Annotated in this window: 20 protein-coding genes; 11 read left to right on the forward strand and 9 right to left on the reverse strand. The window is 71.7% G+C overall.

The window, feature by feature from the left end:
- Positions 1–44: 44 nt before the first annotated feature.
- Both ACP7BP_RS04395 and ACP7BP_RS04400 read right to left on the reverse strand, forming a co-directional pair.
- Positions 45–956 (reverse strand): serine/threonine dehydratase, encoded by a 912-nt coding sequence (locus ACP7BP_RS04395; protein ID WP_426242857.1) that lies wholly within the window; start codon positions 954–956, stop codon positions 45–47.
- On the reverse strand, positions 953–1,717 hold the full coding sequence (locus ACP7BP_RS04400) for a TetR/AcrR family transcriptional regulator (RefSeq protein WP_426242859.1): 765 nt from the start codon (positions 1,715–1,717) through the stop codon (positions 953–955). The genes ACP7BP_RS04395 and ACP7BP_RS04400 overlap by 4 nt, the downstream gene beginning before the upstream one ends.
- A 97-nt stretch (positions 1,718–1,814) precedes the next feature.
- Between ACP7BP_RS04400 and ACP7BP_RS04405 the strand changes: the two genes are divergently transcribed.
- On the forward strand, positions 1,815–3,983 hold the full coding sequence (locus ACP7BP_RS04405) for an MMPL family transporter (protein ID WP_426242861.1): 2,169 nt from the start codon (positions 1,815–1,817) through the stop codon (positions 3,981–3,983).
- Here ACP7BP_RS04405 and ACP7BP_RS04410 read toward each other — a convergent pair.
- Entirely contained in the window at positions 3,970–5,067 is a 1,098-nt protein-coding gene (locus ACP7BP_RS04410; RefSeq protein ID WP_426242863.1) for a WD40/YVTN/BNR-like repeat-containing protein, read from the reverse strand. The two genes, ACP7BP_RS04405 and ACP7BP_RS04410, sit on opposite strands and share 14 nt — an antisense overlap.
- A 79-nt stretch (positions 5,068–5,146) precedes the next feature.
- Positions 5,147–5,875, reverse strand: coding sequence for an oxidoreductase (locus tag ACP7BP_RS04415; RefSeq protein WP_426242864.1), 729 nt, complete (start codon positions 5,873–5,875; stop codon positions 5,147–5,149).
- Between the two features lie 26 nt (positions 5,876–5,901).
- Here ACP7BP_RS04415 and ACP7BP_RS04420 point away from each other — a divergent pair, with 26 nt between their 5' ends.
- From ACP7BP_RS04420 to acs, 9 genes are all read left to right on the forward strand, one after another.
- The gene (locus ACP7BP_RS04420; RefSeq protein WP_426242866.1) at positions 5,902–6,741 is read left to right on the forward strand and encodes a class I SAM-dependent methyltransferase; all 840 of its coding nucleotides are present in this window, start codon (positions 5,902–5,904) and stop codon (positions 6,739–6,741) included.
- Between the two features lie 146 nt (positions 6,742–6,887).
- On the forward strand, positions 6,888–8,174 hold the full coding sequence (locus ACP7BP_RS04425; protein WP_426242868.1) for a hypothetical protein: 1,287 nt from the start codon (positions 6,888–6,890) through the stop codon (positions 8,172–8,174).
- A gap of 39 nt (positions 8,175–8,213) precedes the next feature.
- On the forward strand, positions 8,214–9,335 hold the full coding sequence (locus ACP7BP_RS04430) for a sensor histidine kinase (protein WP_426242870.1): 1,122 nt from the start codon (positions 8,214–8,216) through the stop codon (positions 9,333–9,335).
- The gene (locus ACP7BP_RS04435) at positions 9,332–10,072 is read left to right on the forward strand and encodes a LytR/AlgR family response regulator transcription factor (protein WP_426242872.1); all 741 of its coding nucleotides are present in this window, start codon (positions 9,332–9,334) and stop codon (positions 10,070–10,072) included. The genes ACP7BP_RS04430 and ACP7BP_RS04435 overlap by 4 nt, the downstream gene beginning before the upstream one ends.
- Positions 10,069–10,446 (forward strand): hypothetical protein, encoded by a 378-nt coding sequence (locus tag ACP7BP_RS04440; protein ID WP_426242874.1) that lies wholly within the window; start codon positions 10,069–10,071, stop codon positions 10,444–10,446. Before ACP7BP_RS04435 ends, ACP7BP_RS04440 begins: the two co-directional genes overlap by 4 nt.
- Positions 10,443–11,966, forward strand: coding sequence for a cation acetate symporter (locus ACP7BP_RS04445; protein ID WP_426242875.1), 1,524 nt, complete (start codon positions 10,443–10,445; stop codon positions 11,964–11,966). Before ACP7BP_RS04440 ends, ACP7BP_RS04445 begins: the two co-directional genes overlap by 4 nt.
- 233 nt (positions 11,967–12,199) lie before the next feature.
- The gene (locus ACP7BP_RS04450) at positions 12,200–12,592 is read left to right on the forward strand and encodes a DUF485 domain-containing protein (protein ID WP_426242877.1); all 393 of its coding nucleotides are present in this window, start codon (positions 12,200–12,202) and stop codon (positions 12,590–12,592) included.
- A complete protein-coding gene (locus ACP7BP_RS04455; protein ID WP_426242879.1) occupies positions 12,589–14,196 on the forward strand; it encodes a solute symporter family protein in 1,608 nt (535 codons plus the stop codon). The genes ACP7BP_RS04450 and ACP7BP_RS04455 overlap by 4 nt, the downstream gene beginning before the upstream one ends.
- 107 nt (positions 14,197–14,303) lie before the next feature.
- Entirely contained in the window at positions 14,304–16,268 is a 1,965-nt protein-coding gene (acs, locus tag ACP7BP_RS04460) for an acetate--CoA ligase (protein ID WP_426242881.1), read from the forward strand.
- A gap of 97 nt (positions 16,269–16,365) precedes the next feature.
- Here acs and nhaA read toward each other — a convergent pair whose 3' ends face one another.
- Positions 16,366–17,595, reverse strand: a complete 1,230-nt coding sequence (nhaA, locus tag ACP7BP_RS04465) for a Na+/H+ antiporter NhaA (RefSeq protein WP_426242882.1) — start codon at positions 17,593–17,595, stop codon at positions 16,366–16,368.
- A gap of 168 nt (positions 17,596–17,763) precedes the next feature.
- On the opposite strand from nhaA, the gene ACP7BP_RS04470 reads away from it, so the two are divergent.
- On the forward strand, positions 17,764–18,159 hold the full coding sequence (locus tag ACP7BP_RS04470; RefSeq protein ID WP_426242884.1) for a phage holin family protein: 396 nt from the start codon (positions 17,764–17,766) through the stop codon (positions 18,157–18,159).
- Between the two features lie 3 nt (positions 18,160–18,162).
- On the opposite strand, the gene ACP7BP_RS04475 is transcribed toward ACP7BP_RS04470, so the two are convergent.
- From ACP7BP_RS04475 to nth, 4 genes are read right to left on the reverse strand one after another with little or no spacing between them, the layout of a single operon-like run.
- Positions 18,163–19,338 (reverse strand): MarP family serine protease, encoded by a 1,176-nt coding sequence (locus tag ACP7BP_RS04475; protein WP_426242886.1) that lies wholly within the window; start codon positions 19,336–19,338, stop codon positions 18,163–18,165.
- Positions 19,335–20,069: an NUDIX hydrolase gene (locus tag ACP7BP_RS04480; protein WP_426242888.1), complete on the reverse strand. Its 735-nt coding sequence runs from the start codon at positions 20,067–20,069 to the stop codon at positions 19,335–19,337. Before ACP7BP_RS04480 ends, ACP7BP_RS04475 begins: the two co-directional genes overlap by 4 nt.
- Entirely contained in the window at positions 20,066–20,581 is a 516-nt protein-coding gene (locus ACP7BP_RS04485; RefSeq protein ID WP_426242890.1) for a TlpA family protein disulfide reductase, read from the reverse strand. The genes ACP7BP_RS04480 and ACP7BP_RS04485 overlap by 4 nt, the downstream gene beginning before the upstream one ends.
- Positions 20,578–21,309: an endonuclease III gene (nth, locus tag ACP7BP_RS04490; RefSeq protein WP_426242891.1), complete on the reverse strand. Its 732-nt coding sequence runs from the start codon at positions 21,307–21,309 to the stop codon at positions 20,578–20,580. Before nth ends, ACP7BP_RS04485 begins: the two co-directional genes overlap by 4 nt.
- Positions 21,310–21,340: the final 31 nt, after the last annotated feature.

The following is a 21,340-nucleotide window of genomic DNA, read 5'->3' on the forward strand; positions in this document are numbered from 1 at the left end:
CCGGACCCACGTGGATCGGGTGCCGTTCGCACGTCCCCAGCACGTCAGAGGTCCGCCGGCGAGGCGTTCCCGCCGCACACCACGACACCCACCCGACGTCCGGCGACCTCCACGGCGCCCGAGCTGATCGCGGCGTACGCCGCAGCGCCGGCAGGCTCCGTCGCGATCCGGTGCGTCGCCCACAGCTCGTGGCGGGCCCGGGTGATCGCCTCGTCGGAGACCAGCACCGACGTCACGCCGGCGGCCACCGCGGTGGCGAACCCCCATTGCCCCACCTGGGAGGCGCCGAGCGCGTCGGCGGCGACGCCGCCCACCGGCGCGAGCACCGGTCGGCCGGCTGCAAGAGCGTCGTGGAAGGCCGGGCAGCCCTCCGGCTCGACGGCCAGGACCGGCACGCGACTTGCGTACCACCCGGCGATGCCGCCGAGCAGGCCGCCGCCACCGACCGCGACGACCACGAGGTCGAGATCCGGGTCCTGGTCCTCCAGCTCGAGGGCGAGCGTGCCCTGACCGGCCACGGTCGCGGGCGCGTCGTAGGCATGGATCGCCAGGGCGCCCGGGGCCGCGGCCAGCTCGGCGGAGAGCTCGAACGCGGCGGCGTAGTTGGCGCCGTCCTGGTGCACCGTCGCGCCGCGGCCGCGGATCGCCGCGACCTTCAAGGGGGACGCGATGTCAGGCACGAACACGTCCGTCGGGATGCCCAGCGCCGCCCCGACGTGCGCCACGGCGAGACCGTGGTTGCCCCCCGACGCGGCCACCAGCCGCTGCGGCCTCTCGGCCTGGGCCAGCACGGTGTTGAACGCCCCGCGCGGCTTGAAGGAGCCGGCGTGCTGCAGCATCTCCAGCTTGAGTACGACGCCCGGCGACGCCTCCACCACGGGAGTGCGGCGGACGTGGCCGGCGATGCGGCCGGCTGCTTGCTCGATGTCGGCCGGCCCGACGGTGGACGCGCTCACCGGCCCATTGTCTCCGTTGCCAGGATCCGCAGGCGCGGCAGGTCGGCCTCCATGCCGAGGAGGACCGCCTGGTCCTCGAACATCTCCCGGAACAGTGCCCCGGACTCGATGATCCTGGGGTCGAGATGGCCGAAGACCTCCAGCGTGACGGTGCCGTAGAGGGCGGACCAGGACCGCATGAACACCCAGATCAGGCCTCGGTACTCGTCGGGGATCTCGTCGATCCTCGCCGGGATCGCCGGGTTGCGCAGCACCTCGACCAGCTCCGGATCGAGGGAGTCCATCGAGGGGATGGGGAACTGGTACTTCTGCCAGATCCGGGTGAGCAGGTCGGTGAACAGGATGCCGGACGGTGCCTCGGTCTGCAGGGTCGGCGCGAGCGCCGGGTCGGAGCAGACCGACACCACGTCGAGGTTGGCGAAGACCACGCCGAACTCCTGCTTGCGGGTCAGCGCCCACTCGCGAAACGCGATCGCGGCGCAGGTGAGCTGGGCGGCCGGGTCGTCATCGGGCTGGCTGTCGCGGGCGGGGGCGAGCACCTCCTCGGTCATCAGCCTGTCGAGCCCGATCGCCACCAGCCGCATCAGCTCGTCGTACGACGACACGTAGCGGTAGAGCGCGGGCGCGGTGAGGCCCATCCGCTGGGCGACCGAGCGCAGGGACACGTCGTGCGATGCGGCGAGCAGGTCGCGGGCCGTCGTCACGATCTCGTCGAGGGTCGCCTGGCGCTGGCGATCGCGGCGGGTGGGGGAGGCGGTCACGAGGTTCCTTCGGTCCGAGGTTGACGGAACTGTACTTTACAGCGTTTACTCTAAACGCTGTAAACATTCGTGATACCCCCTCACCGCAGGAGCTCCGATGATCCACCGCTGGGCCGCCTTCGTGGCGCACCACGCCCGACTCGTCCTCCTGACCGGCGTCGCCGTCGTGCTCGCTGCGGGCGGGTACGGCGTCGGGGTCTTCGACTCGCTGACCGACGGCGGCTTCGACGACCCCGGCAGCGAAGCGGCCCGGGAGCTGGCCCTGGAGCGGGAGACGTTCGGCAACCGCTCGATCGACGTGGTCGCGATCTACTCCAGCGACGACCTGACGGCGACCGACCCGGCCTTCCGCGGGGAGGTCGAGGACGTGCTGGCCGGGCTGCCCGACGGCCTGACCGTCTCCGTGACCGACTACTGGACCGCCCAGGATCCGTCGATGGTCAGCCGCGACGGGCACGCCGCGCAGGTGCTGATCTCGATGGCCGGCGAGACCCAGGACGAGATGTCCGGCAACTACGACGAGCTGCGTCCTCACCTCGTGGCCGACGGCGACCTGGAGACCGACGTCGCGGGCTCGTGGGCGGTCTACGGCGACGTCAACACCACCGTCTCGGAGGACCTGGCCCGCGCCGAAGCGGTGTCCATGCCGATCGTCCTGCTCCTGTCCCTGCTCATCTTCGGCAGCGTGGTCGCGGCCCTCATGCCGATGATGGTCGGGGCCGTGGCCGTCGTCGGCGCCCTCGCCGTGGTCCGAGTCATCACCGGCGTCACCGACGTCTCCGTCTTCTCCATCAACGTGATCACCCTGCTGGGCATGGGCCTGGCGATCGACTACGCCCTGTTCGTCATCAGCCGCTTCCGGGAGGAGCTGGGCAAGCTCCCCCTGGACGACCCGGACGCCGCCGCCAAGGCGGTCACCACGACCATGCGCACGGCCGGCCGCACGGTGCTGTTCTCCGGCCTGACCGTGGCCGCCGCGATGTCGAGCCTGCTGGTGTTCCCGCAGAGCTTCCTGCGCTCGCTCGGGTACGGCGGCATCGCGGCCGTCGTGGTCGCGATGCTGGCGGCGCTCACCATCCTGCCGGCGACCCTGCGGCTGCTCGGCCGGCGCATCGACGCGGGCCGGCTGCCGTGGCGCAGGCACCGTCCCGTCGTCGTCGAGAGCGACCACGGTGCCTGGGCGGCCCTGGCGCACAGCGTGATGCGGCGACCCGTGGTCTACCTGTCGGTGATCGTGATCGCCCTGCTGGCCACCGCCTCGCCCTTCTTGGGAGTCACGTGGGGCAGCGTCGACTACCGGGTCCTCCCGGACGACGCCCCCGCCCACGTGGCGGCGCAGAAGCTGAACGACGACTTCGGGGCCGAGCGGTCGACCGCGAGCCTGCTGGTCCGCGGCGGCGGCGATGCCGCGGTCGCGGAGGTGGCGGCAGCCGCGGAAGCGGTGCCCGGCGTGGTCGACGTACGTCTCGTCGAGACCGCCGGCGACGTCACCCTGCTGCGTGCGACCTGGGAGGGCAACAGCCAGTCGGAGAGGTCCCAGCAGGTCGTCGAGGACCTGCGGGCGATCGACGCCCAAGGCGCGTCCCTGATGGTCGGGGGGCTGACGGCCGACACCGTCGACCTGCTCGACTCCGTCGGCAGCCACCTGCCGTGGATGGGCCTCATCGTCGTCGGCGTGATGCTGGTGCTGCTCTTCCTGGCCTTCGGCTCGGTGGTGCTGCCCGTGAAGGCCGTGCTGATGAACGCGCTCTCGATCACCGCGTCCTTCGGCATCGTCACCTGGATCTTCGCCGACGGCCACCTCGAGGGCCTCCTGGGCTTCACGTCCAGCGGCTTCCTCGACGCGACCCAGCCGATCCTGATGCTGGCGATCCTCTTCGGGCTGTCGATGGACTACGAGGTGTTCCTGCTGTCCCGGGTGCGTGAGGAGTGGGACCGCACCCACGACAACACCCGGGCGGTGGCGATCGGCGTCCAGAAGACGGGCCGGATCATCACCAGCGCGGCGCTGCTGCTGGCCGTGGTGATCGGCGCGTTCGGCACCTCCGGCATCGTCTTCATGAAGATGATCGGGGTCGGCATGCTGGTGGCGCTGCTCATCGACGCCACCATCGTCCGGGCGCTGCTGGTGCCGGCCACCATGAAGCTGCTGGGTGACTGGAACTGGTGGGCGCCCGCGCCGATGCGCCGCTGGTGGGACCGGCACGGCTTCCGCGAGGAGGCGCCCCAGGCTGCCAGGGAGCCCGAGAAGGTCAGCGCATCCTGACCTTCAGCCGGCCCACGGCACCCTCGGCCCCGGACGCCCAACAGGAGAGCCGGGTCCCCTCGACCGGGGCGGGATCGGCGCACTGCACCGAGTCGAAGTCGGCCGCGGAGAACGCCTTCCACGTGCGGCCGCCGTCGCGGGTCACGTCGCTGCCCGAGGGGCCGACCGCCACGGCGGTGCCGCGGGTGCCGGGCAGCCAGGCGACGCCGGAGCGGTAGCCCGCCAGGTCGCCGCCGTTGACCCACTTCCCCTTCTTCGACAGGTACGCCGACCGGTCGGCGCCGTCGGTCTCCTGCTCGAAGTCGCCGCCGACGAGCACCGCCTGGTCGTCGTCACGCACGGCGATGGAGAAGACGCCGGCTGCGGCGCCCGGGGCGAGCGTCGAGTCCGCGGCCTTCCAGGTGCGGCCGCGGTCGGTGGAGTGCAGGACCCGTGCTGCGCCGCCGCCGCTGACGATCCAGGCGTCGCGGTCGCCGGAGGTGACCAGGCAGGTGCCGCTCGCGGCGAAGTAGAACTCGTCCGCGACCGGCTTCGGCAGCCCCGCCCCGCCGACCCGGCTCCAGCTGCGGCCGCCGTCGCGGGTGCGGATGAGCCGCAGCTGGCCGTCGACCGGGTCGCTGAGCGCCAGGCCGTCGCGGCCGTTGGGGAACATCGCCATGCAGTCGTAGAACGCGGCCGGCTCGTCGTTGACGAACGTCGTGGCCCAGGACTCGCCACCGTCGTCGGTGCGCAGGATCTGCGACTCCTCGCCCGGGCCGATCGCCAGCACGAGGGCCTCCTTCTTCGACGTCGCCTCGACGTCGCGGAGCATCAGCGTCTGCGCGGCGGGCGTGACGTCCTTCCACGACGTGCCGCCGTCGACCGTGCGCCAGACCCCGCCTTCGCTGCCCGTGACCCAGGCGACCTTGCCGGACACGGCGTCCAGGCCGCGCAGGCCCTGGTCGGTGTCGACGTCGACCCGCTTCCAGCCCAGGTTGTGGTGGCTGGGCTCGTCGGACCCCGGCTTCGGCTCGGCAGCAGCGGCGGCGGTGAGGGGGACGACGGCCATCGTGAGGGCGGCGAGCGTCCCGAGGAGTGTGCGCATCCGCTCACCCAACCGTCGCCGGGTCGACTTGGCAAGAGCCTCGTTTCGAGGCTCGTTTCGCTCGCACCTCGACCGGCGGCTACCCGTGCAGCGGGCTCGCGTCGGCACCGGCCGCGTAGGCCTCCGCGGCGTACAGCACCCAGGCGTGCACGCCGCGCTGCCCGCCGTCGCGGTAGCCGATCAGGTTGGACTCGTACTCCGCCCGCAGGGCCAGGTGCCCGGCCTCCGGCACCACCAGCGACTTCTCGTCGACGCCGCGCGCGACCAGGACGAGCCGCTCGGCAGCCCGGGCCACGAGTCCGTTGTGGGAGGCGAAGGGAGCTGCCGAGGCGATGTCGGCGTGCACGATCGCCGCCACCAGCAGCGCGGGCGCGCCGGTGGGCGCGAGCAGTAGCTGGGACAGCGCGCGCAGCCGGTCGGCAGACGCTGGGTCGCGCGGACGCCCCAGAGCCTCGTCGGGGACGGATCCTCGTGCGGCCAGTGCATGGATGCGCGCCAGGGCCTGCAGCGGCGACCGCGCCAGCGACGGCGCGAGGCCGAGCAGCTCCGACGACAGCCGCACCGAGTCGGCCGCCACCCCGTCGCCGGTGCCGCCGCGCACCTCCTCGAGCGAGGACGTAGACCCCTCCAGCACGGCGGAGGCGTGCGCACCGCGCAGCAGCGACTCGGCGGTCATCTCCGGCGACGTACGCCGCAGCCCCCGGTCGCGCAGCAGCGCGTCGATGCCGTCGCGCACCGCGGCGTACGACGAGGGCACGCCCTCGAGCGTCGTCAGCCAGGCGAGCGGGTCGGTGGTGGCGGTGGTCACGCCGCCACGCTAGTAGCCTGCAGGTGATGACCGACCAAGAGCAGGCTCGTTCCTTCGGCGCCGTCGCGCGCGCCTACGACCGTGGCCGGCCCGGCTACCCCGCGGAGGCCGGGCAGTGGCTGACCAACGGCCCGGGTCGCTCCGTCCTCGAGGTGGGCGCCGGCACCGGCAAGCTCACCGCGCTCCTCGTCGGGCAGGGGCACGACGTGCACGCGACCGATCCGGACGAGGCCATGCTGGCGGTGCTGGCCGACCGCCTGCCCGACGTACGCACGTCCGTCGCCGGCGCCGAGGACCTGCCCGTGCCCGATAGGTCGGTCGACGTCGTCGTGTGCGGGCAGTCGTTCCATTGGTTCGACCTCGAGAAGGCCCTGCCGGAGCTCGCGCGCGTGCTCAAGTCGGGCGGGCACCTGGCCGTGGTCTGGAACGAGACCTACCGGAAGATCCCGTGGGTACGCCGCCTCGAGGACATCATCGGCGACCAGCACCAGGAGGACCCGGCCGCCCCCGTGAAGTCGTCGGGTCTCTTCGGCTTCGTCGACGAGGCGGAGTTCCGGCACTGGCAGGACATCAACCGCGAGTCGATCGTCGACCTGGCCGCCTCCCACTCCCGGATCGCGGTGCTCGGTGAGGCGGAACGCGCGGCCAAGATCGCCGAGGTCCGGGCGTTCTACGAGGACTTCGGCCGCGGCATGGACGGCATGCAGCTGCCGTACGTCGCCCGGTGCTTCCGCGCCCAGGTGCTCGACCACGGCATCCCCGGCCGAGGGCCGTCGGAGACGACCTCCGCCGACGAGGGGTCCAGCATCGGGCCGTTCACGTCCGACGGCACCGACACGGACATGCTGCTCATCGACTTCCGGTAGCCCGCCCGCACCTGTAGCCCACACAGGTAACCCCGCACATGTAACGCGGTGGCGGCACCACGACGGCGGTCGCATCGGACCCGCGTTCCGTGGCAAGGTGACGAGGTGCCGCACACGCGCGCATCCCGTACGGGCAAGGGGAAACCATGAAGAAGTCAACGCTCAGCCGGATCGCCGCGGGCTGCGGCGCCGGAACGCTGCTGGTCGCCTCCCTGGGTGTCGCCGGGGTCGCCGAGGCGAAGGCCGAGACGTGCCGTGGCATCGAGGCCACGCTCGTCGGCACGCCCGGCCTGCCGCTCACCGGCACCGCGGACCGCGACGTCATCGTCAGCAACGGCGCCAGTGTCGTCAGCTCCCTCGTCGGCGACGACCTGGTCTGCGTCACCAACGGGACGCCGTACGTCGACACCGGGGTCGGCACGGACACGGTCGACGCCGTCGGCTCGGGGGGCGCGGCGGTCGCGGCGTACCTCGGCCAGGGCGAGGACCGCTTCTTCGGCGGCACCGGCCAGGACACCGTGGGCACCAACCCCGGCGGTGGGCGCGACGACGACGCCGACATCATCTTGACCTACGGCGGCAACGACATCGTCCTCAGCGGCTCGCCGCACGAGCCCAACGGCGACACCGTCGACCTGGGCGACGGCGACGACGTCATCGACTTCAAGGGCAGCGAGGCGCTCCGGGCGGGCGCCGTGGCCGGCGGCACCGGAAACGACCTCGTCTACTTCGACCTGTCCGGCAAGGGCGACTGGGTGCTCAACAACACCAACGGCGTCGGCCGCCGTGGTGACCGCAACGTCCTCAACTGGACCTCGATGGAGAAGTTCGACCTGATCCCCACCGAGGGCACGTTCCAGTTCATCGGCAGCGACGCCAGCGAGATGCTCGACATCTCCGACCCGGCGACGCTCACGCCGCACGCCGCGGCCTCGGTCTCCCTGGCCGGCGGCGACGACAGCCTCACCATCGACCCGGAGACCGCGGTCGGCAGCGTGTACGACGGCGGCCTGGGGTCCAACACGTTCGTGGCGTCGTCCCCCGGGAGCACGCTGTCGGTGGACCTGACCCGCGCCCGCTTCGACGTCGGCGTCCCCAGCACCGTCGGCGAGGCTGCGGTGGTGAACTTCCAGAACGCCACGATCACCGCGCTGAGCGCGACCGCGAAGGGCAGCCCCCTTGCCAACCGGCTGCTGCTCCGCGGGTGCCACCTGGTGGGCAAGGGCGTCAAGGGCAAGGACTACATCGAGGGCGCCTCGGGTGGCCTGGCGTGCACGCCGAGCGCTGCGTTCATCGGCGGTCGCGGCCACGACACCGTGATCGGCACGAGTGGCAAGGACAAGCTGAACGGCGCCAAGGGCAAGGACCGGGCCGACGGTCGCAAGAGCAAGGACAAGTGCCGCGCGGAGAAGCGCAAGAGCTGCGAGCTCTGACGCACCGACTGCGGGCGGGCTCATGGGTACCGTCCTCCCATGAGCCCCCGCAGCTGGCGTCGTACCCATCTGGGCACCGACTCCGACCGCGCGACGTTCCACACCCTGCACACCGCTGGGCTGGCCGCGCCGGCGCTGCGGGAAGGGCTCACCGCCGCCAGCGCAGAGCGCGCCGTCCCGCACCTGCGGGCCCTGCTCGACGCCCCGGCCCTCGCCCTCACCGACACCGCCGCGCTCCTGGCGTGGGACGGCGTCGGCAGCCACCACGAGAAGCAGGTGCCCGACCTGGTGGCGTCGGCGCTCGAGCAGGACACCGCCCGGGTCGCCGACCTCGGCTGCGAGATCCCCGGCTGCCAGGTGCGGCACGCGGTGGCGACCCAGCTCACCGTCGAGGACCGGGTGGTGGGCACCCTGATCGCGCTGGCGCCGTACCCGACCGGCAGCCTGGTGCGCGCCACCCACGAGGTCGCGGTCTGGGTGTCCGGCCAGCTCGAGCTGGCCGAGCTCGACGCCTCGCGCACCCGGCTGATGGAGGCGGAGGTGCGCGCGCTGCGGGCCCAGATCAGCCCGCACTTCATCTACAACTCCCTCGGGGCGATCGCCAGCTTCGTGCGCACCGACCCCGACCGGGCGCGCGAGCTGCTGCTGGAGTTCGCCGACTTCACCCGCTACTCCTTCCGCTCGCACGGCGACTTCACGACGCTGGCCGAGGAGCTCCGCTCGGTCGAGCGCTACCTCATGCTCGAGCAGGCCCGCTTCGGCGAGCGGCTCGAGGTGACGCTGCGCATCGCGCCCGAGGTGCTGCCCGTGGCGGTGCCCTTCCTGTGCGTCCAGCCGCTCGTCGAGAACGCCGTACGCCACGGCCTCGAGGGCACGACGTCCGACGGGGGCGACGTCGGCCGGCTCCGCATCGTGGCCCGCGACATGGGCCAGGACTGCGTCATCGAGGTCGAGGACAACGGGGTGGGCGAGGACCCGGACAAGGTACGGCGCGCGCTCGCCGGGGACGCCGCGCTCGACTCCGTCGGCCTGGGCAACGTGGACGCGCGGCTGCGCAACGCCTTCGGCGACGACTACGGTCTGGTCGTCGAGACCGCGCGCGGCGCCGGCACGAAGGTCATCGTGCGGGTGCCGAAGTTCGCACCGGGGGTGCACGCATGAGCGCCACCACGGGTCCGCTGCGCGTCCTCGTCATCGACGACGAGAGGCCGGCCCTCGACGAGCTCGCTTTCCTGCTCCAGCGCGACCCCCGCATCGGTGGCGTACTCACCTGCGACTCGGCGACCGAGGCGCTGCGGATCCTGCGCGAGACCACGGTCGACGCGGTCTTCCTCGACATCTCGATGCCCGGGCTCTCAGGCCTCGACCTGGCCCAGGTTCTGTCGCGCTTCAAGGAGCCGCCGCCGATCGTCTTCGTCACCGCCCACGAAGGGCACGCGGTCGACGCCTTCGAGCTCGACGCGGTCGACTACGTCCTCAAGCCGGTGCGCGAGGAGCGTCTCGCCGAAGCCGTGCGCCGCGTGGTCGAGGGCGGCCGGCACCCGCCCCCGGCCGACGACACGTCGATCGCCGTCGAGCGGGGCGGCGTGACCCGCTTCATCGACCGCTCCGACATCACGCACGTGGAGGCGCAGGGCGACTACGCGCGGCTGCACACCGCCGCCGGCTCCCACCTCGTGCGCACCCCGCTCACGACGCTCGAGCAGGAGTGGGGGGCCGCCGGCTTCGTGCGCATCCACCGCTCGCTGCTGGTGGCCCTGGCCCACGTGCGCGAGCTGCGCATGGAGCAGGGCCGCGCGAGCGTGGTGGTCGGTGAGGGGGCGACCTCCCACGAGCTGGTGGTCAGCCGTCGCCACACCCGCGAGCTCCGCGAGCTCCTCACCCGGCGTACGCCGTGAGCGAGCCGCCACCCGAGCGGGTCCGGGTCACCGGGCCGGCGCGGCGTCGTACCCACCCACGGCGGGCCGGCACCGGCGAGATCGACGCGGGCACCCGCGTCGGCGCGATCTACATGGGTTCGCTGCTGCGCGAGCAGGGCTGGCTGGCGGTGCGGATCCTCACGCTGCTCGCGGTCACGGTCGGCAGCCTCCCGCTGGCCTTCCACCTGTTCCCGGCGCTGGCCGGCGTCCGGCTGGTGGGGATCCCGCTGTCGTGGTTGCTGATCGGCTTCCTCGTCTACCCGTGGCTCGTGGTGCTGGGCTGGCGCTACGTCGGCGCGGCGGAGGCCAACGAACGCGACTTCGCGGCGCTGGTCGAGGAGATCGAGAGATGAACGCGCTGCCCGGGATCGTCGCCGTCACGGCCGTCACCATCGCGACGCTGGCCATCGGCACCTGGGGCCTGCGCTTCTCGCGCACCACCAGCGACTTCCTCGTCGCGTCCCGCACGGTGCGGCCGGGGCTCAACGCGTCGGCCATCGGCGGGGAGTACCTCTCGGCCGCGTCGTTCCTCGGCGTCGCCGGGCTCGTGCTCGTCTTCGGCGCAGACATGCTGTGGTACCCCGTGGGCTGGACGGCCGGCTACCTCGTGCTGCTCGTGCTGGTGGCCGCGCCGCTGCGCCGCTCGGGCGCCTACACGCTGCCCGACTTCGCCGAGGCGCGGCTCGGCTCCCAGTCTGTCCGGGCGGTCTGCTCCGTGCTCGTGGTGGCGATCGGCTGGCTCTACCTGATGCCGCAGTTCCAGGGCGCCGGCCTCACGCTGAGTGCCGCCACCGGCGCGCCGACCTGGCTCGGGCCGGTGATCGTCGGGCTGGTGGTCGTCGCCAACGTGACGTCGGGCGGGATGCGCAGCATCACCTTCGTGCAGGCCTTCCAGTACTGGCTCAAGCTGACCGCGCTGCTCATCCCGGCGTTCGTGCTGCTGTCGATCTGGCTCGGCGACGGCGCCCCGCGTCCTCGCAGCGACGGCGCCCCGGGCGGCGCCGACGTCTGGTCGCTCCCCCTCGGCAACGGCGGCGCGGAGGGGCTCTACGTCACCTACTCGCTCATCATCGCGACGTTCCTGGGCACGATGGGCCTGCCGCACGTGGTCGTGCGCTTCTACACGAACCCCGACGGCCGCGCCGCCCGCCGGACCACCCTCGCGGTGCTCGCCCTGCTGGGCATCTTCTACCTGCTGCCGCCGGTGTACGGCGCCCTCGGCCGCGTCTACGCGCCGCAGATCGCCGCCTCGGGCCGGTCCGACGCACTGGTGCTCGAGCTGCCGCGGCTGATGGTGCCCGGGGTCGGGGGCGAGCTGCTGACCGGCCTCGTCACGGCCGGCGCCTTCGCCGCCTTCCTCTCCACCTCGTCGGGCCTGGCCATCGCGGTGGCGGGCGTGCTCGGCCAGGACGTCACGGGCCGTCGCTTCGGGGAGCGCCGGCTGGGCGGGGTGACGGCCTTCCGGCTCGGGGCGATCATCGCCGTGACCGTGCCGTGCGTGCTGGCGCTGACCGCGCCGGGCGTCGGCGTCGCCCGAGCCGTCGGGCTGGCCTTCGCCGTGTCGGCGTCGACCTTCTGCCCGCTGCTCGTGCTGGGCATCTGGTGGCGGGGGCTCACCCCGCGCGGTGCCCTCGCCGGCCTCGCGGTCGGCGGACTGGGGTCCGGCGTCGGGGTCGTCTGGACCCTCGGCACGAGCGAGACCAGCGGCTGGGCCGCCGTACTCCTCGGACAGCCGGCGGCGTGGAGCGTGCCCGCCGCGGTCGCCACGATGGTCGTCGTCAGCCTGGCCACCCGCGACACCGCGCCGCCCCACGCCGGCCGGTTCATGGTGCGCCTGCACACGCCGGAGGCGGTGTCGCTGGATCGGGGGTGAGGGGACTGGCTGGAGTCACCGGATATCCGGTGACTCCTGGGGTTCGTGCCCGTTGCAACCCCCGCTAAGCGCAAGGAACCCCCGCGAGGCTCGCCGTACGGCGACCGCTCGTCGCGCCATACCGACCGCTGGCCGATTCACGACCCCCACCGGGCGACGTACTCCACCGCGCCTCTCGCCCCGGCGGCCGACCGGTGCGACGGTGACGACGATCACACCTCCAGGAGGCTCCCGTGTCCGACCAACCCAATGCCGGCCCCACGGCCAACGGCGACGGCGTCCACCGACGCTCAGAGCACCCCGTCTATGCCGAGCTGCACGACTCCGACGACTTCGCGGAGCTGCGCAGCAGGTACCGCTCCTTCGTCATCCCCGCCACCATCGCGTTCCTGGTCTGGTACTTGCTCTACGTCGTGATGTCGAACTGGGCGAACGACTTCATGAACACCAAGCTCATCGGCAACATCAACGTCGCGCTGGTGTTCGGGCTGCTTCAGTTCGCGTCGACCTTCGTCATCGCCTGGCTCTACGCCCGGCACATGAACCGCCACGTCGACCCACTCGCCCGCTCCCTCACGGAGCGCTACGACGCCCAGCTGCGGCGTGACAAGGGAGCCACGTCATGACCAACACCGAGATCCTCACGGCGGCCCTCTTCCTCCTCGTCGTCGCGATCACCGTCGGCATCACCTTCTGGGCCAGTCGCCAGACGTCCGGCACGGCCGACTTCTACGCCGGCGGCCGCCAGTTCAGCGGCTTCCAGAACGGCATGGCCGTCTCCGGCGACTACATGTCCGCCGCGTCGTTCCTCGGCATCTCGGGACTCATCGCCCTCAACGGCTACGACGGCTTCCTCTACTCCATCGGCTTCCTGGTCGCCTGGCTCGTCGCGCTGCTGCTCGTCGCCGAGCTGCTGCGCAACTCGGGGCGGTACACGATGGCCGACCAGCTCGCCTACCGGATGAAGCAACGGCCCGTCCGCACGGCAGCCGCCACCTCCACGGTGGTCGTCTCGATCTTCTACCTGCTCGCCCAGATGGTCGGCGCCGGCGCCCTGGTGACGCTGCTGCTCGGCATCGAGGGCGACCTGCCCAAGGCGCTGGTGATCGTCGGCGTCGGCCTGCTGATGATCTTCTACGTCACCGTCGGCGGCATGAAGGGCACCACCTGGGTCCAGATCGTCAAGGCGGTCCTGCTCATGGTGGGCACGCTGCTCATCACGATCCTCGTGCTGGCGGAGTTCGACTTCAACCTCTCGGAGCTGCTCGGCGCGGCCGCGACCAACACCGGCAAGGGTGACGCCTTCCTGCAGCCCGGACTGAAGTACGGCATCGACCTGACCAGCAAGCTCGACTTCATCTCGCTCGGCATCGCGCTGGTCCTCGGCACCGCCGGGCTGCCGCACATCCTGATCCGCTTCTACACCGTGCCGACCGCGAAGGCGGCCCGCACGTCGGTCATGTGGGCGATCGGCCTGATCGGCTCGTTCTACCTGATGACCCTGGCCCTCGGCTTCGGTGCCGCGGCCCTGCTCGACACCGGCCCGGAGAGCGAGGTCGCCACCAGCGGCGGCAACCTGGCGTCGCCGTTGCTGGCCGAGGCCGTCGGCGGCGGCGAGGGTACGACGGGCGGCGCCGTGCTGCTCGCCCTGATCTCGGCGGTCGCGTTCGCGACCATCCTGGCCGTGGTGGCGGGACTCACCCTCACCTCGGCCTCGTCGGTGGCGCACGACCTCTACGCCAACGTGGTCAAGAAGGGCACGGCCAGCGAGGTCGACGAGGTCAAGGTGGCGCGGATCTCCGCGTTCGTCATCGGTGGCATCGCGATCGCGCTGGCCATTCCCGCACAGAAGCTCAACATCGCGTTCCTGGTGGCTCTCGCGTTCGCGGTCGCGGCGTCGGCCAACCTGCCGTCGATCATCTACAACCTCTTCTGGCGGCGGTTCAACACCCAGGGCGCCACGTGGGCGATCTACGGCGGACTCATCACCTGCCTGGTGCTGGTCGCCTCCTCGCCGGTCGTGTCCGGCTCGGAGACCGCGCTGTTCACCGACGCCGACTGGTCGTGGTTCCCGCTCGCGAACCCCGGCATCATCTCGATCCCGGCGGGCTTCTTCTTCGGCTGGCTGGGCACGGTGCTGTCGAAGGAGACCGAGTCGGAGGCGGCGTACGACGAGCTGGAGGTCCGGTCCCTGACGGGCGCCGGTGCCGAGAGCGCGGTGATCCACTGAGCCGGTCGTCCGCCCGGGGAGCGCCGTCATCTCGACGCCCCCGGCGGACGACCCGGCTCGACGTCACCCCGACCCCGAGGCAACCACCGAGGAGTAAGTTCACGGCCATGGCTGACGAGACTCTCTCCAACCTGCTGAAAGAAGACCGGCGCTTCCCGCCGCCCAAGGCCCTGGCGGCCGACGCCAACGTGAAGGAGGAGGCCTACGACCGCGCCGCCGCCGACATGGAGGCCTTCTGGGCCGAGGCCGCCGAGCGGCTCGACTGGGGCCAGAAGTGGGAGCGCGTGCTCGACTGGGACGACCCGCCCTTCGCGAAGTGGTTCGTGGGCGGCACCCTCAACGCGGCGTACAACTGCGTCGACCGGCACGTCGAGGCCGGCCACGGCGACAAGGTGGCCATCCACTGGGTGGGCGAGCCGGCCGACGACACCCGCGACCTGACGTACGCCGACCTCAAGGACGAGGTCAGCAAGGCCGCCAACGCGCTCACCGACCTCGGCGTCGCCAAGGGCGACCGGGTCGCGATCTACATGCCGATGATCCCCGAGACGGTCGTCGCGATGCTGGCCTGCGCGCGTCTCGGCGCCCCGCACACCGTCGTCTTCGGCGGCTTCTCCGCCGACGCCCTGGCCTCCCGCGTCGACGACTGCGGCGCCAAGGTGATCATCACCGCCGACGGCGGCTACCGCCGGGGCGCACCGTCGGCGCTCAAGCCGGCGGTCGACGAGGCGTGCACCAAGACCGACATCGTGGAGAAGGTGCTCGTCGTACGCCGTACCGGCCAGGACGTCGAGTGGGACGACGGGCGCGACGTCTGGTGGCACGACGTCGTCGACTCCGCCTCGGCCGAGCACGAGCCCGAGCTGCACGACTCCGAGCACCCGCTCTACGTCATGTACACCTCCGGCACGACCGGCAAGCCCAAGGGCATCCTGCACACCACCGGCGGCTACCTCACCGGGACGTCGTACACGCACTGGGCGGTCTTCGACCTCAAGCCGGAGACCGACGTCTTCTGGTGCACCGCCGACGTCGGCTGGGTGACCGGGCACTCCTACATGGTCTACGGCCCGCTCGCCAACGGCGCGACGCAGGTGATGTTCGAGGGCACGCCGGACTCACCCCACAAGGGCCGCTGGTGGGAGATAATCCAGCAGCACGGCGTGACGATCTTCTACACCGCCCCCACCGCGATCCGGACTTTCATGAAGCAGGGCGCCGAGATCCCCGACCAGTTCGACCTGTCGTCGGTGCGCCTCCTGGGATCGGTCGGCGAGCCGATCAACCCCGAGGCCTACATCTGGTACCGCGAGACCATCGGCAACGGCACGACCCCGGTCGTCGACACCTGGTGGCAGACCGAGACCGGCCAGATCATGATCTCGCCGCTGCCCGGGGTCACGCACGGCAAGCCGGGCTCGGCGATGAAGGCGCTGCCGGGGATCGTGGCCGACGTCGTCGACGACAACGCCGAGCCGGTGCCCGACGGGTCGGGGGGCTACCTCGTGCTCAGGGAGCCGTGGCCCGCGATGCTGCGCACCCTGTGGGGCGACGACGAGCGGTTCAAGGAGACCTACTGGTCGCGCTGGGAGGGGCTGTACTTCGCCGGCGACGGCGCCAAGAAGGACTCCGACGGCGACATCTGGGTGCTCGGCCGCGTCGACGACGTGATGAACGTCAGCGGCCACCGGCTCTCCACCACCGAGATCGAGTCGGCGCTCGTGTCGCACCCGAAGGTCGCCGAGGCGGCCGTGGTGGGCGCTGCCGACGACATGACCGGCCAGGCGGTGTGTGCGTTCGTGATCCTGCGCGAGTCGGCCGGTGACGGCGGCGCCGACATCGTGGAGGAGCTTCGCAAGCACGTCGCCAAGGAGATCGGTGCGATCGCCAAGCCCCGACAGATCATGATCGTCCCCGAGCTGCCCAAGACCCGCTCGGGCAAGATCATGCGCCGGCTGCTCAAGGACATCGCCGAGCACCGCGAGGTCGGCGACGTCACCACCCTGGCCGACTCCACGGTCATGGACCTGATCCAGGAGAAGGAAGGGTCGGGGGCGGCGGACGAGGAGTAGCGCGCGTCCTTTCCGGAGTCACCGGATATCCGGTGACTCCTGGGGTTAGTGCGCATCGCAAACGCCACGAACCCCAGGACTCGCCCACGAACCTCGGCTACGGCGTGAAGTGGAACCGGTCCCGGTGCCCGAGGACGAGCGCGCCGGCGACCGCTGACACCAGCGAGCCGGCGAGTACGGCGGTCTTCGCCTGCTCCCGCATCTCGCCCGCGAACGAGAGGTCGGCGACGAGCAGCGACACGGTGAACCCCACCCCGGCCAGCACGGCCACCCCGACGAGGTCGCGCCAGGCCAGGTCGCCGTTGAGCTCGGCCCGGGTGAACCTGGTCAGCACCCACGTGCCGCCGAACACCCCGATGGGCTTGCCGACCACCAGTCCGAGGACGACCCCGATCACCACCGGCGACGACGCCAGGTCGCCGACTGCACCGGAGACCACGACGCCCGCCGACATGAACGCGAAGAAGGGTACGGCGACCGCCGCCGAGGTCGGCGAGAGAAGGTGCTCGAGCCGCTCGGCGGGGCTGCGGAGCTCGTCCGCGTCGGTCCGCACCCGCGTGAGCAGGCCGAGCACGACGCCGGCGATCGTGGCGTGGATGCCGCTCTCGTGGGTGAGCCACCACGCCGCCACGGCGAGCGGCACGTAGAGCACCGGGGTGCCGATCCGGAAGTGCTGCCCGAGGGCCCACAGCGCGAAGGCGACAGCGGCCAGCGCGAGCGCCTCGACGTGCAGTGTGGAGGTGTAGAAGACGGCGATGATCACGATGACGATGAGGTCGTCGACGACCGCCAGCGTCAGCAGGAAGGCCCGCAACGACGTCGGCAGGTTGGAGCCCACGACCGCCAGCACGGCCAGCGCGAAGGCGATGTCGGTCGCCGCCGGGATCGCCCAGCCGCCCGGGGCACCGTCGGCGCTGGAGAGGTTGACCACGAGGTAGATCAGGGCGGGTACGGCGACCCCGCAGGCTGCCGCGACCACCGGCACCGCCGCGTCAGCGGGTCGGCGCAGCGAGCCGACGACGAACTCGCGCTTGAGCTCCAGCCCGGCCACGAAGAAGAACAGCGTCAGCGCACCGTCGGCCGCCCAGTGCTCGAGATCGAGCGGGCCGATCTTCACCGCCCGCAGGTCGAGGTACGCCGACCCCCACGGCGAGTTCGCCCACACGATCGCCAGCGCGGCCGCGACCAGCGCCACCGCCCCACCGACCGTCTCCCGCCGGAAGACGTCACCGAGGAATGTGTCCTCGCCCGGATCCAGGCTGGGCAGGAAGAGGCGCTTTCGGGAGCCGCGCTCGGAGGGGTCGTGGGGGTCGGTGCCGGGGTTCACGATGGGGGCTCCCAGGGGTGTTCAGGGGTCGGTGGCAGTACTGCCGACCAGACTTCCCGGCGCACCTGTGCGTCAGACTACCGAACGCCGCGTCGTACGCCCCGGACGCTTGTGTAGGGTCGGAGCCCTGCCACCCGACAGGCACACACGAGCACCGCGAGGGGTCACATGGAACCGGTCAAGGACACCGATCCGACCATCGGCCGACTGGTCCACGACGCAAGTCGGGACATCTCGACGCTGATCTCGAAGGAGATTCAGCTCGCGAAGTCGGAGCTGAAGGTCAGCGTCAAGGCCGGGGGCACCGGCATCGGGCTGTTCGTGGGCGCGGCGTTCCTCGGCCTGCTCGCGATCATCATGTTCTCGGTGGCGCTGGCCTACCTCATCCACTGGAACGGCTCCGGGCTCGACCTGCACTGGGCGTTCCTGATCGTCACCGGCTTCTACCTGCTGGTGGCCGGCCTGCTCGCGTTCGTGGGCATCCGCAAGGTCAAGCAGGTCAGGGCGCCCCAGAAGGCCATCCACCAGGCTCAGGAGACGAAGAGCGCCCTCACCCACAGGTGAGACTCAGCCCGCGCAGCCGCCCGTGTCGACGGTCGTGCTCGCGGTCAGCCCTCGGGCTGCGCTCTCTGCCACCGCGTCGGCGGTGAGGGCGTAGCCGGTCTCCGTGTCGGTGACCGAGGCGGCGAAGACGACCCCAGCGACGCGGCCGTCTGACGTCACGATGGGTCCGCCGGAGTTGCCCGGCCGCACCAGCCCGCGCAACGAGAAGACCTGGCGGATGACGGTGCCGTGGCCGTAGATGTCGGGCGAGCGCAGCCGCTGCTCGGAGCGCACCCGCGCGACCTGTACGTCGTAGGGCCCGTCCTGTGGGTAGCCCAGGATCGCCACCCCGTCACCGGACTCCGCCTCACGGTCGAAGGCCAGGTTGGGCAGTCCACCGGAGTCGAAGGCGAGGACCGCCACGTCGAGGTCCTCGTTGTAGTAGACCACCTCGGCCCGCTCCGGCCCGGCGTCGAGCAGCACGTCGGGCTCGTCGACCCCGGCGACCACGTGGGCATTGGTCATCAGCCGGCCCGGGGCGTAGATGAAGCCGGTGCCCTCGATGCCGTTGCCGCAGGAGTTGGTGCCGTGCACCTTGAGGACGCCGGCCTGGGCCGCGGTGACGTCGGGGTCGGTGAGCAGCCGCCTCGGCCCGGGTCCCACGTCGACGATGCGCTCGGGGGCGAAGGGCTCGAGATAGTCGGGGAAGAAGGTCGTACCGACCACGTTGTTGAACGCTCGCAGCACTCCGTCGGCGCTCCCCGGCAGGGTCTCGTCGACCCGCGACAGCACGGTCGAGTCGCGCACCAGGGCGGTCACGCCCACGATGCGCGACCCGGAGATGGCGACGCCGAGTGCCCACGCCACGAGGAGTACGGCGACCGCGCTGAGCGCCGCGCCACCGATCGCGTCGAGGGCGCGCACCGGCTGCCACGTGATGGCCTCGCGGATGCGTGCTCCGGCGTACTGCAGCACAGCCTGCCCCAGTGAGGCGGCGAGGATGACGATGAACAGCGCCGCCAGCGAGACCCACAGCGACGGTGCTGCGTCGCCGAGGGCCAAGGGTGCCAGCCACACGCCGAGCAGCCCACCGAGCAGCAGCCCAGCGGTCGCGAAGGCGCCGGTGACGAATCCCTGCCAGTAGCCCGACAGGGCGTAGATGCCGGCGAGCCCGACGAGCAGCCAGTCGAGGAGGTTCACTCGCGCTCCCGGAGCTCGGCGTCCTGCGTCAGCCGTCGCTGGTCAGCGGGGCTGGGATCACCCTGCAGCATGTGCGCGGGAACGTCGCGCATCCGGGTCTGGTCCCACTCGGTGGTCCAGCCGAGGTGGTCGAAGAGCCGGGCGATGATGCCGGCGGTGAAGCCCCAGAGGATGACGTCGCGGTGGGGCCCGATCAGGAACGCGGGGCCGACCCAGCCGCTCGGGTGCTTCACCGAGATGCGGTTGTCGGGGTCGAGCAGCTCGGAGATGCGGACGTGGTGGATCGCGTGCACCTCGTCGGGGCTGGCGATGCCGACCGGGCCGCGATGGCGCCAGTAGCCGAGTACGGGGGTCACCGCGAAGTTGCTCGGCGGCAGCCAGAGCTCCGGCAGCTCGGCGAAGATCTCCACTCCGGCGGCGTCCAGCCCGATCTCCTCGGCGGCCTCGCGGAGCGCCGCCTCGCGCGGCGTCTCGCCAGGGTCGATCCGGCCGCCGGGGAACGACACCTGGCCGGGATGCGAACGCATGTGGTGGGCGCGCTCGGTGAGCAGCAGCTCGCCCTCGCCGTCGGCATCGGTGTCGGCGAAGAGCATGAGTACGGCGCTGCGCCGGGGCTCGTTGTCGTCGGGCGGCATGAACCGGGTGAGCTCCTGGAGCGTGATGGTGGCGGCGCCCTCGACGATGGGGTCCAGCCAGGCAGGCAGCCCTGACGGCTCTGATTTCGCGGTCACCCGTCGACCCCGAGGTGCTTGCCCACCAGCGCCTCGAGCTGGGCCACGGTCTTGATCTCCACGAACTCCTGGTGCACGACCTCGCCCTGATCGTCGACCAGCACCAGGAACGGCAGCCTGGTGAGCTTCGGCAGCGGCGCCAGGCCACTGAGGTCGCCGTCGAAGTCCTCGTAGAGGGGGTAGGTGACCCCGGACCGCTCGATCAGCTGGGCCGCCTTGTCGGGCTGGCCGTCCTGGAAGTCGATGCCGAGCATGTCGACCCGGCCGGCGTACTGCTGGTGGAACTGCTCGAGGACCGGCAGCTCGGCGCGGCACGGCGTGCACCACGAGGCCCAGAAGTTGATGACGGTCGGTCCGCGCACGTCGGCGAGCGCGAGGGGCTCGCTGTCGGCGTCGAAGGCGTCCAGCTGCAGCGTCGGCAGCGGCTGCGGGAGCGGTTTCCTCGCGGGGGCGTCGTCGCACCCGGCGAGCAGGAGCACCACGACCGCCAGCGCGGCCGCGATGCGCCTCACGCGGGTCCCTGCGTCTTGACCAGCGCGGCTGCGGCGATCGGGTCGGTCGGCCCCACGCCGTACGACGGGCACAGCCGCGCCACGGGACACGCGCCGCACGCCGGCTTCTTGGCGTGGCACCGGCGGCGGCCGTGCCAGATCAGGTGGTGGGACAGCATGGTCCAGTCGCGCTTGGGGAACAGGTCGCCGATGGCGTGCTCGACCTTCACCGGGTCGGTCTCCTCGGTCCAGCCCAGGCGGCGCACGAGCCGGCCGAAGTGGGTGTCGACGGTGATGCCGGGGATGCCGAAGGCGTTGCCGAGCACGACGTTGGCGGTCTTGCGGCCGACGCCGGGGAGCTTGACGAGCTCGTCGAGCGACGCGGGCACCTCCCCGTCGTGGTCCTCCACGAGCGCGGCGCTCAGCTTGAGCAGCGACTCGGTCTTGGCGCGGAAGAACCCCAGCGGGCCGAGGAGCTGCTCGAGGTGCTCGCGGGAGGCCGAGGCCATGGCGTGGGCGTCGGGGTAGGCGGCGAAGATCGAGGGCCGGGCGGTGTTGACCCGCCGGTCGGTGGTCTGCGCCGACAGCACCGTGACGACCAGCAGCTCGAAGGGGTTGTCGAAGTCGAGCTCGCAGCGCGCGTCGGGATAGGTCTCGGCCAGGATCCGGTCGACCTTGCGGGCCCGGCGTACGACGCTTGTGTCGGGACGCGGCCGGTCGGGGCGGGTGGTCGGGGTCGCAGCAGGCACGCGCCCAGAGTACGGCGCGGCACCGACAGCG

Origin of the sequence: Nocardioides sp. LHG3406-4 (genome assembly GCF_049897745.1) — a bacterium.
Classification (GTDB): Bacteria; Actinomycetota; Actinomycetes; order Propionibacteriales; family Nocardioidaceae; genus Nocardioides.

Bases quoted from the DNA above. Each gene is read 5' to 3' on its own strand.
- ACP7BP_RS04405 (WP_426242861.1), top strand. From the start codon at position 1,815: ATGATCCACCGCTGGGCCGCCTTCGTGGCGCACCACGCCCGACTCGTC.
- ACP7BP_RS04410 (WP_426242863.1), bottom strand. From the start codon at position 5,067: ATGCGCACACTCCTCGGGACGCTCGCCGCCCTCACGATGGCCGTCGTC.
- ACP7BP_RS04420 (WP_426242866.1), top strand. From the start codon at position 5,902: ATGACCGACCAAGAGCAGGCTCGTTCCTTCGGCGCCGTCGCGCGCGCC.
- ACP7BP_RS04425 (WP_426242868.1), top strand. From the start codon at position 6,888: ATGAAGAAGTCAACGCTCAGCCGGATCGCCGCGGGCTGCGGCGCCGGA.
- ACP7BP_RS04430 (WP_426242870.1), top strand. From the start codon at position 8,214: ATGAGCCCCCGCAGCTGGCGTCGTACCCATCTGGGCACCGACTCCGAC.
- ACP7BP_RS04435 (WP_426242872.1), top strand. From the start codon at position 9,332: ATGAGCGCCACCACGGGTCCGCTGCGCGTCCTCGTCATCGACGACGAG.
- ACP7BP_RS04445 (WP_426242875.1), top strand. From the start codon at position 10,443: ATGAACGCGCTGCCCGGGATCGTCGCCGTCACGGCCGTCACCATCGCG.
- ACP7BP_RS04455 (WP_426242879.1), top strand. From the start codon at position 12,589: ATGACCAACACCGAGATCCTCACGGCGGCCCTCTTCCTCCTCGTCGTC.
- acs (WP_426242881.1), top strand. From the start codon at position 14,304: ATGGCTGACGAGACTCTCTCCAACCTGCTGAAAGAAGACCGGCGCTTC.
- ACP7BP_RS04470 (WP_426242884.1), top strand. From the start codon at position 17,764: ATGGAACCGGTCAAGGACACCGATCCGACCATCGGCCGACTGGTCCAC.